Origin of the sequence: Bacillus sp. UNCCL81, assembly GCF_900112535.1 — a bacterium.
Lineage (GTDB): Bacteria > Bacillota > Bacilli > Bacillales > Bacillaceae_G > Gottfriedia > Gottfriedia luciferensis_B.
Genome location: NZ_FOMF01000004.1, coordinates 536289 through 549881, shown reverse-complemented (window position 1 = coordinate 549881; position 13593 = coordinate 536289). Strand labels below are relative to the sequence as shown.

Sequence of the window (13593 nt, the reverse complement as noted above, 5' to 3'; positions counted from 1 at the left end):
GGAGCAACAGGAGCAGACGGAGCGACAGGCCCAGCAGGAGCAACAGGTCCAGCAGGAGCAACAGGAGCAACAGGAACAGACGGAGCGACAGGTCCAGCGGGAGCAACAGGTCCAACAGGTCCAAATGTACTTTCTACAGGTTTCTCTGCGTTTATTCCAACCGTTGGTACTGCTGCAAGTACGCAGTTAACTGGATGGAGCGTTGCAAGTCCATTCTTCAATGCAACTACTTTTGATCCAACAACAGGTAATTTCACTGTTCCAGCAACAGGGCGTTATACTTTTGAAGCTACAATTAGTTACTCTACTACAGCAACTTTAACTGCATCACTCGGAGCAGGTATAAATCCTTCATTTGTATTCCGCAGAACATCACCAACGACTGATGATTTATTAAGTGGACTAGTACCAATTTTAGATGTAAATGTTGCACTAGTACTAAATCTGCGAGCAATTTTAGGTGATGGAACTGTAACGATTACTGGAGACTTAGAATTGACTGCTGGAGATGTGATTGGACTCTTCTACGAGGCTGACGGATTAACTGTACCGCTTACTTTAGGTGGAAACAATACAGCAGGTATCAACTGGTCAGTTCATCGTATTGTTTAACAATCACTTTTAGAGATTAGTAATCTATCCTAAGGTGATGACCGTCCTCGTTAACTATTGTTAGCGAGGATTTTTTTGTTTATAGTTGTTGAATTAATACTAACCAAATATTCTATCTTTGAATATGTTAATTAATGTATGTGTTAATTAATAAATGATTGGTATAGATTGAAAAAATCATACTTGCTGATGCAGTGAGATTTTAAGAAGGTGTTTATTAAATTGAAAACTAGTATTATTATTTTGACTTATAATCAGCTCGAGGTATCGAAAAAATGCTTTGAAAGTCTTGCTAAATATACAAAGGAAGATGAAGTAGAAATTATTGTTATTGATAATGGCTCGACTGATGGCACAAGAGATTACTTAAAAAAATATCCTTCCTTTATTACAATCTTTAATGAGATAAATATGGGGTTTGCTAAAGGTTGTAATCAAGGAATTGAAGTCGCTACAGGTGATAACTTGTTATTTTTAAATAATGATACAATCGTTACAGAAAATTGGTTAGATGCAATGCTTACTCTTTTATATAGTAATGATAAAATTGGCATGGTTGGACCTGTAAGTAATTATGTAAGTGGATTACAGCGAATTAATGTTGATTATCAAAATGATCAAGAAATTAATGATTTTTCATTAAGATATTGTGCAAGTGTAAAAGGAATGTCAAAGCAAGTATTAAGATTAGTAGGATTTTGTTTATTAGTTAGACGCGAATTAATTGATCGATTAGAAGGATTTGATGAAAGGTTTAAACTAGGGTCATTTGAAGATGATGATATTTGTTTAAGGACTATTTTAGAAGGATATGAATTGCATATTGCATTAGATTCATTTGTTCATCATTATGGGCACATGACATTCAATGGAAATAGTGATATTAACATAAATCACCTATATATTGAAAATAGAATGAAGTATATCGAGAAGTGGGGAAACAAATTAATAGATATTGGGTATCCGAAGACGGAAATTATTGAGATGGTACCAGGTAACACAAATAATGTATTAGAAGTTGGTTGCTTAGCTGGAGCAACAGGTCTAGAAATTAAAAATCTATATAAATGTGAATTATATGGAACAGAAAGTGATTCAGAATTATCCTCTATTGCATCACAATTTTACAAGAGGATTGATAAAATTGGAATTGGAGAAGTTTCCCACAGTTACCCCGAGGCGTTTTTTGATTTAATCATAATTGATAATATTGTCAACCAGCTTGTAGATCCTTGGAGTTTTGTAAAAGAAATTACCAATCTATTAAAACCATCTGGGTCAATTATTTGTAGAGTTCCAAATGTTTCCCATGGTGAAGTTCTCTTTCAATTATTACAAGGCCAATGGAATTATTTACACGCGGGAATATTGAAAAAAGAAAATATTAGATTTTTCACGCCTCAAACAATTAATACGCTATTTCCAACTGACCAATTTGAAGTGACGACGAAAAAGAATGAAAAAATAAATGTAGATTTAAATATTAAGTTGTTTTTTGAAGAAGTAGTTCATTTAGCTCATAGTTTTGGAATAAATCTTGAACAACTAACTTCAAATCTTGAAATATATAATATGCTCTTGTTAATAAGAAAAAAATGATTAAAAGGCAGTTGAGAGTCCTCAGCTGCCTTCGTTATTTAATCTATTTGAAAAATATTCTCTATTTGAAAGAATGCTTGGGTGTGTTGGGTAAAAATGATAGGCTAATTCATTGTGCTCATTTGCAAGGTGCAATTCACCTATTCTGTCATAGCAGACAGCTAGCTGTAAATGTGGTAGCCATGTAGTACATGATGGGTTGAGAAGAATTAAACGATTGTTCACCTTATTTAAGATTGCTTCTTTATACCAATAAATAGCCGAATTGAAATTATTTTTCTCAAAAAAAGTATAAGCCAATCTACAACATGTTTCTGGATGGGTATTGCCATATTTAAGAGCTCTTAATAACCAAGTAGTTTCTAAGTCTCTTAGATTAAACTCGTTATAACAATTAGCAATATAATGACAAGCAAGAATATTAAGTTCTTCAAAAGGCTGATCTAATCTCAAAAATTTTAAAAAATACTTTATTGATTGATCATGTTGATGATCTGAGCTTAATTCTTTCGCATAATAAAACAAATCCATTGTTGAAAGCTTGAGGTTGTTAGTTAGCATTTGTTCATATATTTGAATATTTTCTTTTGTATTTTGTGTAAAAGGAAGATCTGTAATAACAAGATTAGTAGAAAATGATTTAGAGGTTTGCTCATTTTTCATATTCGGGGAATGACTTTTTGGACTTAATCTTTTAAATAATCTATTAATTATTTGTTTACTTTTTACATTCCAACCGATTTGATAATCGACAGCTACATTATAAACTTCATTGTTTATTGATTGTTTTAGATTAGAAAATGTTAAACGATCATTTTCTAGTAAAACTTCACTATGGTTTAGTAAAAGTATAAAGTCTTTTGTTGCCAATGATTTTGAAAAATTTAATGCATTTATTTCATCCACACCATCAAAAACATGTATTTGGTCTGTAAACTGTCTTACTAGCTCAATCGTTCGATCGTGGGAAATCATATCAACGATGATAATTTCATCAACTAAGCTACTAACTGAACTTAAACATCTTTCAATTGTGGCTTCATTATTTTGTACAACCATGCATAAACTGACTGTGATCAAGCTATCACCCTTTTCTATAATTTTAATTTTGTATTAAATGATTGATAATAATTTAGTGTTGATATACTTAATTAGTAGTTTCCAAATCATCTATTATAGTTACTAAACAGATAGGATAGGAAATATAAAGTTAGTAGATAGTAAGGGTAAGTTATTGATCTTTAAAATATGAGCGGAAATACTCTTTGTTGTGAAGAACAGAAGGGTTATTCGGAACATAGCTTGCTGCTATATCATTATATTTTCTAGCAGTAAGTTGATCGCCTAATCGACTATAGCAAAGACATAGCTGTAGATTAGGTAACCAAGTGTAACATGCTTGATTAATAAAAGGACTACTTGTAGGAACATCAACAAGTGTGGCAAGTTTATACCATGAAATAGCACGTGTAAAATCACCTTTGTGAAGATATACAAATCCTAAACGACAGCAGTTTTCTCCACGTGGACCATCATATGAAAAAGATCTTAGACAACTACTTATCGCGTTTTCCAATTCGTTTAGATTTAAATAGCAGTCTGCCATTTTACCACATGCTTGAATATTATCTTCGTACCAGCCTTTTCCTTCATCAAGAAACAATTTATACCATTCAATTGCCTTTTCGTATAACTGATGATCTACGCATTCATTTGCATAATAGTATTTGTCACGCGGACTTAATTCATTACCTGAAGAAATCGCATTTTCATAAATCTTTAAATTGCGATCAGAAAACTCTTTGTCTTTTTGATGGATAATTGCAGCATCCGATTGAATAATTTCGCCGTAAACTTCTAAATATTCATGTACGAAACCAATCCATTTAAAGTTTCTTTCTCGCTTAACGATTCGATTACGTACAGAACTAAAGCTCGGATTACCATTTTCATCAAAAGCTAGATGATATTTCATTCCGACCGCGTCGACATTTTTAGATAATGACTTTTTTAATTTAAGTAATTTTTTCGCATTTTCGTCAGTGATAATATCATCAGCATCTAGCCACATAATATAGTCCTTCGTTGCCTTAGAAAAAGCAAAATTTCTTGCTGCCGAGAAATCATTGATCCAAGTAAAATCATATATTGAATTTGTAAACTTTTTAGCTATTTCTTTTGTTTTGTCTGTAGAACCAGTATCAATAATGACAATTTCGTCTACTATATTAGATACAGATGATAAACATCTGGAAAGTACAGCTTCTTCGTTTTTAACAATCATACAAAGACTTAAAGTTATTGGGTTTTTTTTCATGAATTCCACCTCAATTTTATGTTATTAAGGTTGTCAACAAATGGTGTCATTCATAAAGTTCAAAAAATATTTAATCTTGAATTTCTACATTAGATATGATTAAATGGAAAAAATGAATATTGAAAATTTTTAGATGAAGAGAGTAATCTTATTTTGAATCTTGTAGAGAGTTGGGGATGGTGGAAGCCTAACAGAGCGAATATGATGAAGCGCACTTCGGAGAAGCAGTCTGAAATAATAGTAGGACTTTGCCGGGGAAGACCTCGTTAACAAATTTTAAAGCTGGTTCAATATATTTGAACAATTAGAGTGGTACCGCGGATTAGTTAAACCCGTCTCTTATGATAGAGACGGGTTTTTTATATTTTGGAGAGGATTGATCCTAATGAATTATGTAAATATGTATAGTGAACAAATTGAAAAAGCTTTAAATGGGTCACTAACTTTAACTGAAATTAACTCACTTATTGAAAAACCGAATTATGCAGATCAAGGTGATTTAGCATTTCCTTGTTTCCAATTAGCAAAAGCATTAAAAAAATCTCCAGTTATAATTGCAAAGGAAATTGCACTACAGATTAATCATGATTTAATTAAAAAAGTAGAAGCGAACGGCCCGTACGTAAACTGCTTTTTGAATAAAAAGCTAGTAAGTAAGCAAGTAATTGAATTAGTTCTTGGTCAAGGGAAGGAATATGGAAATCAAGTAATTGGTGAAGACAAAACGGTTGCGATTGATTGTTCCTCACCAAATATTGCAAAGCCATTTTCGATGGGTCACTTGCGTTCAACAATGATTGGAAATTCAATTGCTAAAATAGCTGAAAAAAATGGGTATAAATCAATAAAAATTAATCACCTTGGAGACTGGGGAACACAGTTTGGGAAATTAATTGTTGCTTATAAACTTTGGGGTAATCAAGATGCAGTAAAAGAAAATCCAATCAAAGAACTTTTAAAATTATATGTTAAATTTCATGAAGAAGTTGAAAAAGAGCCTCAACTTGAGGAAGAAGCTAGAAGCTGGTTTAAGCAATTAGAGGAAAAAAATGAAGAAGCTTTACATTTATGGAAGTGGTTCCGTGATGAGTCCCTTAAAGAATTCATGTTAGTTTATGATTTATTAGGTGTAAACTTTGATAGCTTTAACGGAGAAGCATTTTACAATGATAAAATGGACCGCGTTATTGAACTTCTAGAGCAAAAAAACCTTTTAGTGGAATCTGAGGGTGCTGATGTTGTTGAATTAACTGAAAAGGAATTACCACCATGCTTAATTAGAAAATCTGATGGAGCTACGCTGTATGCTACAAGAGATCTAGCTGCTGCACTTTATCGTAAAGAAACATACGATTTTGATAAGGCGGTGTATGTTGTAGGTGGAGAACAGGCATTGCATTTTGATCAAGTATTTACAGTTTTGAAGAAAATGGGTTATGAATGGGCGAATGAAATGGTACATGTTCCATTCGGTTTAATCCTACAAAACGGTAAAAAAATGTCAACGCGAAAAGGGAAAATTGTTCTTTTAGAAGAAGTAATTGAGGAAGCAATTAGCTTAGCTAGTCAGAATATTGCAGAAAAAAATCCTACACTAAAAAATAAAGAAGAAGTTGCAAAAATGGTTGGAGTCGGTGCAATTATTTTCCAAGATTTAAAAAATGATCGTATGAATAACATCGAATTTTCACTAGACCAAATGCTAAAATTTGAAGGTGAAACAGGGCCATATGTACAATACTCAATAGCGAGAACAAATTCAATTTTAGATAAAGCTTCATCACAGGATTTAAATAAACAAGATGGACTGGATGATTCATATAGTTGGGACATTATAAAACATATACTTGAGTTCCCAAATAAAGTTACACGTAGTTTTGCGCAATTTGAACCATCTGTCATTGCTAAATATACAATAGATTTGGCACAAAGCTTCAATAAATATTATGGAAATACTCATATTCTAACAAATGATGACCAATTAGAGAGTAGATTAGCATTAATTAAAGTCGTTTCAATTGTTTTAGAAGAAGGACTAAGATTATTAGGAATACGTGCTCCAAAAGAAATGTAAAGTAACAGGTATTGAAGAAATTTTTATCTTCAATACCTGTTTTCTTTTTGATTTGATCGTAGTACACAAAACACAGTCTTTCTAATTTTTAGTACATATAAATAATTATGTAAGGATTACGATTAACAATGTATCCAAATCATAAAGGATTAACATGGTCTAAGAAAACAATTAAAATTTAAAACTTTTATTGAAAATGATTATCATTTACATTTATAATGAATTTAAGATATTTAGAGAATAAGGGGAAACGTTCAATGTCGATATTAAATTTTATTAAAAATAGAAGAACGATTAGAGATACAAAAAGGGATTCAATTAATATGGATGATTTAATGGAGCTACTTGAAGCAGCATCTTATGCTCCCTTCCACAGCAAAGAAGAGCCTTGGCAATTTATTATGGTATCAGAAGAAAAAGAAAAAGAATATTATGCTTCAAAAATTGTAGATAGCTATGAAAGAATGGAATTAACTGAAACATATACAGTTGAGAAAATTAAAAAATCAACTGAATTCTTTAAAACATATATCATCGACACACCAATGCATTTAATTATTACGGCAGACCACTCAGAAAATGAAAAGAAAAATCTAGAAGCGATTGGAGCAACCTGTGCATTTGTTCAAAATTTACAATTAGCAGCTTGGGAAAAAAATATTGGAATGGTATGGCGAACAAATCCTTATATTTTTGATAAACAATTTTACAAAGAGATGGGTATTCCCGAGAATCGAAAAATTTTAGGGGCTCTTCATATCGGTTATATCAATTCAATCCCAAAAGGAACAAAGAAAAGAAAACATCCAAGTGAATGGACATCAAAGCTTAGTCAAAATATTTCACTTTAAAAGGTTTGAAAAACAAAAAAGAGAGAACGAAAACAATTTTTTCGTCTCTCTTTTTTATATTAATTAAAACACCTTAGTAGTCCAGTTTTCGCCATTCCATACATCTGTAACTAATCCTTGGTAGAATTCAGGTTCGTGACAGATAATTAAAAGACTTCCTTTGTACTCTTTTAGTGCGCGTTTTAGTTCTTCTTTAGCATCTACATCTAAATGGTTAGTAGGCTCATCGAGTACAAGTAAGTTTGTTTCTTGATTAATTAACTTACATAAACGAACTTTCGCCTTTTCTCCACCACTTAAAACTGCAACTTTACTCTCAATATGCTTAGTCGTTAAACCACATTTTGCAAGTGCAGAACGAACTTCATATTGTGTAAATGATGGGAATTCATCCCAAACTTCATCGATACATGTTTTATTATTATCACTTTTTACTTCTTGTTCGAAGTATCCAATGTGAAGGAATTCACCGCGCTCAACTTCACCAGAAATTGGTTTAATATCACCAAGTAAACTACGCATTAACGTCGTTTTACCGATACCGTTCGCACCAACTAAAGCAATTTTCTGTCCACGTTCCATACGTAGATTTAACGGTTTTGATAGAGGCTCATCGTAACCAATCACTAAATCTTTTGCTTCAAAAATTAATTTACCTGAAGTACGAGCAGGTTTGAAGTTGAATTCTGGTTTTGGCTTTTCACGTGCAAGCTCAATTACATCCATTTTATCAAGTTTCTTTTGGCGAGACATAGCCATATTACGAGTAGAAACACGAGCTTTATTACGAGCAACGAAATCTTTTAGTTCAGAGATTTCTTGTTGTTGACGTTTATATGCTGATTCTAATTGTGATTTTTTCATTTCATGAATTCCTTTGAAATTATCATAATCACCAACATAACGATTTAATTCTTGGTTTTCCATATGATAAATCAAGTTAATAACACTATTTAAAAAAGGAATATCATGTGAAATTAAAATAAATGCATTTTCATACTCTTGTAAATAGCGCTTTAACCATTCAATATGTTGCTCATCTAAATAGTTAGTAGGCTCATCGAGTAATAAGATATCTGGTTTTTCTAAAAGAAGTTTTGATAGAAGAACCTTTGAACGTTGACCACCAGAAAGTTCTGTTACATCACGATCAAGTCCGATATCTTCTAAACCTAAACCACGACCAATTTCTTCAACTTTAGCATCAATAATATAGAAATCATTATTTGTTAAAGTATCTTGAAGAACACCTACATCTTCAAGCATTTTCTCCATTTCTTCCGGAGTTGCTTCAGCCATTTTTACATATAAATCATTAATTTCATTTTCCATATCAAACATATATTGGAAAGCACTTTTTAATACGTCACGAATTGACATACCTGGCTGCAATACAGCATGCTGATCTAAATAACCTACACGTACTTTTTTAGACCATTCAACCTTACCTTCATCAGGCTGTAATTTTCCAGTAACGATATTCATGAAAGTTGATTTACCTTCACCATTTGCACCAATAAGACCGATATGTTCACCTTTTAATAGACGGAATGATACATCATTAAAAATTGCACGATCACCGAATCCATGGCTTAAGTTTTTTACAGTTAAAATACTCATAGATCGACACCTTTTCTTTATTTTTCATATAATAATGTTCTTTATGAAAGAACGTAATTTAAACAGTCACCATCTAATTATAGTCTGCAACAGGGTATGTGTTCAACAGTAAATTAAGTTATAACGTATGGGGGGCGAGTTAGAAGCGAGGGGACCTTTTAAAAAAGGAAAAAAAATCCATATCCCCCTACTATTCCTATCCCCATATTTTTGTATTTAATGTATAATTCAGAAGTGTAATAGTCAAAAAGTGGGTTTAAAAGGCGTATAAATATACAATTAGCCATACCTACTATTCAGAGGAGGAAGTTTAATGTTTGGTAAAGTTGCTGCAGATATGCTTGGTTTAAGTGATGTAGGTAGTGTTATTGAACCGAAAAATTATGACAAAGTTGATTCTGACGATTATGTAATGCATGAAGATAATGAAAAAATTTATTTCTTAATTAAATCAAAATCAGATGAGTATTGCTTTACGAATAAAGCCTTAATTCATTTAGATGGTACAAGTGCAATCAGTAAGAAGCGTACACTTCATCGTTATAATTATCACACACATAAAATCACACATGTTTTACTTGAAACAGCTGGTACAATTGATTTAGATGTTGAAATTAAGTTCAATATTGGCGGTAGAGAGTTTTCGATTGATGTTCATAAAAAACATATTGAACAAGTTAAGGATCTGTATAAAGCTTTACTAATGATTGCTGAAATTAGTCATGAAAACGAAAAAGCACTAGGATATGCAAAAGAAAGCATCGAAATTGCTTCTTCAACATTAGGCCGAGTAACTTCAAATGAAAATAATTTAGTGAACAGTTTTAAAGAAATTAATGAAGCTGCTTTTGAATGGTTAATGAAGTCAAGAGAACAATACAAAGTTAAAGATTTCGGATCAGTATTTGAGAAGTATATTAATAACTAATAAGGTAAAGAAAGGTCTCGTAAGTCAAAGTGCTTATGAGACTTTTTTTGTGCTGGTGAATGTCTTAAATTAGAGAAATACGAATAAAGGATTCATGAAAAGTAAAAAAACAAAAGATGAAATATAGTAACTCATAAGTGGTTCATGAGTAAGTAAAAAAGCAAAAAGCTGAGATATAGTACCTCATAAAGGGCTCATGAGTAAGTAAAAATGGAAAAAGCTGAAATTTAGTAACTCATAAAGGTTTCATTAGTGAAATCTCCTATTATTTTTGGAGTAATCAGTTTACCAAATCAAGAATATAAAAAGAAAACTCACAAGGAACATATACCTTACCTTGTGAGTTTTCTTTGATTAAAGTTTAAAATTAATCTTCTGCTCTTTGACGGTTTAAAATAGTAGCATCTGGGCATCGTTTTTTTATTTCTTGTAAAAAGTTTTCTTCATTTTCAGGAAGTGAAAGTAAGTCAAATCCGTACTTTTTGTATTCGATTTTTAAGCGTTTAAAGGTCCAGGCAGGTGATGAAATTGGATTATTCGAGAAACTAACTGTTCTAATTTCATTATATGGAATGATAATTGTTATAAATCCAAATTTTGATTTGAATTCGGTTTCTGTTAATTCATGGTATGTGTTGAATAATGCCCAAGCTAGAACAATCAATATTGGTAATAAAAAGACAAAAACTACTAAACTTAATATGATTCCTGTACGATCAGCTTCAATTATGCTGATGATGGGTACTGAAATAATGATGGGAATTAAGCTCAGAATTAGGACGACTAATAGAGGGTTTTTCTTCACTTTAAATTTCATGGCACACCTTGATCCTATCCTAATATTTGATTTAAGTGGTGTTTCATATGGTCAATGTAGTCAGTAAATAACCAACTCAGTGTAACAGATTCTTCGTTTTGACTAGTATATTGTAGTTTCCATTGTTCTTCCGAAATGTTTGCGAGCACAATCATGAAACGTGAATTTAAGGCAGTCCATAACGTAAGAATTTCTTCAATTGTATAGCTATTTTGATAATCATTTAATTCTACCCATGAGTTTTGTTTATAAAGCTCCAAAACTAGTTCATCTTTAGAGGACAATCTATCTATAAATCTTTTATGATTCATAGTAGCAGAATCGCAAAGATGTCCGAGGATTTCTTTTTTAGACCATTTTGTAGGACTTGGTTTATAATCTGTATTCGATAAGGCTCTGATGATTTTTGGAACGGATTGGATTAGACTGCTAAATTCGTTTATTAAATTATTCATCTAAATATTCCTCCTTCGTTTCTACATGTTATGAATATGTTTAAACATTTTTCTTTATGAGTCTTTAGACAAGCCATAGGTGAATAGGTTATTAGTAGGACAATCTTGGAGGTGGCTTGATGTTAATCTTTTTACTTTATGTCGGATTGTTAGTTGGAGTGTTAGCAGTTTATAAAGATGCCATTAAGCGGGATGTTAATAATCTTGGGTTTCAAATGATCGGTTATTATGTACTAGCTTCTTTACCATTTAGGTTATTTTGGTTACCGATCCCTTTTGGATTTTTGATTTGTTTATTTTTATTATCTAAACCGATGCTTCGATATAAAAAACAAAAACAAGTTGCTAGCCTATTAGGTTTCATAATATTTATATTAGATGCTGTATTCTAAATGAATGTTTAGAATACAGCTTTTTTGATGTTTCCATATCCGTAAGAATGCATTGATGAAAATCATTTTTTAGCAATCTTTAATGCCTTTTCGGTATTAGCAAAATGTAATTTCGTTAAACTTCGTAAAGCTTCAAAACCTTTTATTTTAATTAGTTTTGCAGCGGCTTGATCAACTTTTGCTCCTGCACCTTTTGGTAAGGTCATGCCAGCTTTTTCACTTAATTGATCCATTTGTTGTAGGAAAGCATAGCGGGCTAAGATCGAAGAAACTGCAACTGAGAGATGCAAACCTTCTGCTTTTGTAGCGAATTGAACTTTATCACGAATAACTTCTTTTGTTCCTTTTAAATATCCGTAGTACAGATTTGGAGGAGTAAATTGATCAATTAAAATTGCGTCATATTTTTTATCTTCCAATTTTGAAATAGTATTTCGAATTGCTTGGTTATGTAAAAGAGCCTTTAGTTTATTCATATTATAGCCTTTTTCTTGCATAGCATTGTATTTCTCATTGTGTAGTACTAAGAGGCTGTAGGTAACGACATGAACAATTTTTTTTGCTATGCTGCATATGGCCTCGTCAGTTAGTTCTTTCGAATCTTTTACGCCTAATTCTTTTAATAATTCGAATTGACTTGGTTCTACAAAAGAAGCTACTACAGTCATCGGTCCAAAGTAGTCGCCTGTACCAACCTCATCACTACCTATTACTGCAAGACTTGAAAAGTTTTTTGGTAAAGTTGATTTCGTATTTGTTGGGTTTACCTTTTTAGTAGTTTGGCTAGCCGATTTACCTTGCCATTTACTTACTTCAGCATCACAATTTGAGCCTTGAAACATTACTTTACCAGATTTATATGCAGTGATTGTACAGCCACTTGGTTTGGCCATAAATACTCCACCTTGTGGTACTTTTGATTGAAGGCTACTTTGGTAGTGTGCTTTCATCTTTAAGAGAGTATCCTCAGAAACTGTTAATACAGTGTTTGACATAAATTTCTCCTTTATAAATGGATATTTTCCAATACTTTTGATTGTATTGAATTTCATGTTATAGTTAAGGTTAGAATGTTTATAGCTGAATGGAGGTATGAAGTTGTCCAATTCTTCATCGAAACAAAAACTAAATGTAACTATTTATGGGCAACATTATGCAATTACTGGTGACGAGTCAACAGATCATATTCGCCATGTTGCCTCAATTGTAGATGATAAAATGAAAGAAATAAATAAAAAGAATCCATTATTAGATACTAATAAATTAGCTGTATTAACAGCAATAAATATTGTAAGTGATTATGTAAAATTAAAAGAAAGAGCTGAAATGCTCGAAAAATTATTAGAAAAACAAACGAAAAGTGAGCAGAACGAGAATGATTGATTTAATTATACTTATTATTTTTAGTTTAGGAATTTTGACAGGTTGGAGAAGAGGATTTATTAGCAGCCTTGTACGATTACTAGGTTTTTTACTATCCATATACCTAGCTTATCATTATTATGAGCAGACCGCTACTTCGCTTAAAAAAATATTTCCAATTCATATAAGCGGTGGTCAAGTCGTAAACGCAGATCAGTTTGTCTATGAAATTATTGCCTTTGCTTTACTATTTATTGGGACAAGGCTAGTTATTTCATTTATTGGTTCATTATTAAATGGAGTTTTCCAATTACCTGTTTTAAAGCAGATGAACTCCTTCTTAGGTGGTATTTTTGGTTTTATAGAGGTTTATTTATTTGCGGTTTTGGCGCTTTTTATCGCTTTAATCGTACCAATAGATACGCTACATGTTTTATTACATAAATCAAATATTGCGTATTTTATGGTTCAACATACACCATTTATATCAAATCAATTAATGGAATTATGGAACGGAATTTCTAGTTCTGAGATACTTTAATCGAATTTTTAGTGAAAAAACAATT

13 protein-coding genes, 1 pseudogene and 1 other annotated feature are annotated in these 13593 nt (G+C 31.7%); of the genes and pseudogenes, 8 read left to right on the top strand and 6 right to left on the bottom strand.

The genetic code is table 11. The features are described 5' to 3' along the window. Positions 1-612 (top strand): annotated as a pseudogene (locus tag BM319_RS24715) (collagen-like protein); the annotation flags it as partial. 222 nt (positions 613-834) lie between these two features. Then, on the top strand, positions 835-2211 hold the full coding sequence (locus BM319_RS12090) for a glycosyltransferase (RefSeq protein WP_025569064.1): 1377 nt from the start codon (positions 835-837) through the stop codon (positions 2209-2211). Positions 2212-2232: 21 nt separating this feature from the next. Here BM319_RS12090 and BM319_RS12085 read toward each other — a convergent pair whose 3' ends face one another. Together BM319_RS12085 and BM319_RS12080 are read right to left on the bottom strand one after the other, a co-directional pair. Continuing rightward, the gene (locus BM319_RS12085; protein ID WP_139226523.1) at positions 2233-3291 is read right to left on the bottom strand and encodes a glycosyltransferase; all 1059 of its coding nucleotides are present in this window, start codon (positions 3289-3291) and stop codon (positions 2233-2235) included. Positions 3292-3442: 151 nt separating this feature from the next. Next, complete coding sequence (locus BM319_RS12080) at positions 3443-4528, bottom strand: tetratricopeptide repeat-containing glycosyltransferase family 2 protein (RefSeq protein WP_025569067.1); 1086 nt, start codon at positions 4526-4528, stop codon at positions 3443-3445. A gap of 121 nt (positions 4529-4649) precedes the next feature. Further along, positions 4650-4871 (top strand) — a binding site (T-box leader). 42 nt (positions 4872-4913) lie between these two features. Between BM319_RS12080 and argS the strand changes: the two genes are divergently transcribed. Both argS and BM319_RS12070 read left to right on the top strand, forming a co-directional pair. Further along, positions 4914-6602 (top strand): arginine--tRNA ligase, encoded by a 1689-nt coding sequence (gene argS / locus BM319_RS12075; RefSeq protein ID WP_025569068.1) that lies wholly within the window; start codon positions 4914-4916, stop codon positions 6600-6602. Positions 6603-6859: 257 nt separating this feature from the next. After that, positions 6860-7453, top strand: coding sequence for a nitroreductase family protein (locus BM319_RS12070; RefSeq protein ID WP_025569070.1), 594 nt, complete (start codon positions 6860-6862; stop codon positions 7451-7453). A 63-nt stretch (positions 7454-7516) separates the two neighbouring features. On the opposite strand, the gene BM319_RS12065 is transcribed toward BM319_RS12070, so the two are convergent. Then, on the bottom strand, positions 7517-9073 hold the full coding sequence (locus tag BM319_RS12065) for an ABC-F family ATP-binding cassette domain-containing protein (protein WP_069034585.1): 1557 nt from the start codon (positions 9071-9073) through the stop codon (positions 7517-7519). A 313-nt stretch (positions 9074-9386) separates the two neighbouring features. On the opposite strand from BM319_RS12065, the gene BM319_RS12060 reads away from it, so the two are divergent. Then, complete coding sequence (locus BM319_RS12060; RefSeq protein WP_091022828.1) at positions 9387-10001, top strand: PH domain-containing protein; 615 nt, start codon at positions 9387-9389, stop codon at positions 9999-10001. A 367-nt stretch (positions 10002-10368) separates the two neighbouring features. On the opposite strand, the gene BM319_RS12055 is transcribed toward BM319_RS12060, so the two are convergent. Continuing rightward, a complete protein-coding gene (locus BM319_RS12055) occupies positions 10369-10818 on the bottom strand; it encodes a PH domain-containing protein (RefSeq protein WP_091022826.1) in 450 nt (149 codons plus the stop codon). Between the two features lie 14 nt (positions 10819-10832). Beyond that, the gene (locus BM319_RS12050; protein WP_069034582.1) at positions 10833-11273 is read right to left on the bottom strand and encodes a DinB family protein; all 441 of its coding nucleotides are present in this window, start codon (positions 11271-11273) and stop codon (positions 10833-10835) included. A 119-nt stretch (positions 11274-11392) separates the two neighbouring features. Between BM319_RS12050 and BM319_RS12045 the strand changes: the two genes are divergently transcribed. After that, positions 11393-11665: a hypothetical protein gene (locus BM319_RS12045; RefSeq protein WP_091022824.1), complete on the top strand. Its 273-nt coding sequence runs from the start codon at positions 11393-11395 to the stop codon at positions 11663-11665. A gap of 62 nt (positions 11666-11727) precedes the next feature. Here the strand turns inward: BM319_RS12045 and rnhC are convergent, their stop codons facing one another. Continuing rightward, on the bottom strand, positions 11728-12660 hold the full coding sequence (gene rnhC, locus BM319_RS12040) for a ribonuclease HIII (RefSeq protein WP_091022822.1): 933 nt from the start codon (positions 12658-12660) through the stop codon (positions 11728-11730). Positions 12661-12757: 97 nt separating this feature from the next. On the opposite strand from rnhC, the gene zapA reads away from it, so the two are divergent. Together zapA and BM319_RS12030 are read left to right on the top strand one after the other, a co-directional pair. After that, positions 12758-13048 carry a cell division protein ZapA gene (gene zapA / locus BM319_RS12035; RefSeq protein ID WP_069034579.1) on the top strand — a complete coding sequence of 97 codons (291 nt, stop codon included), beginning with the start codon at positions 12758-12760 and terminating at the stop codon, positions 13046-13048. Next, entirely contained in the window at positions 13041-13568 is a 528-nt protein-coding gene (locus BM319_RS12030) for a CvpA family protein (protein ID WP_069034578.1), read from the top strand. Before zapA ends, BM319_RS12030 begins: the two co-directional genes overlap by 8 nt. Positions 13569-13593 lie beyond the last annotated feature (25 nt).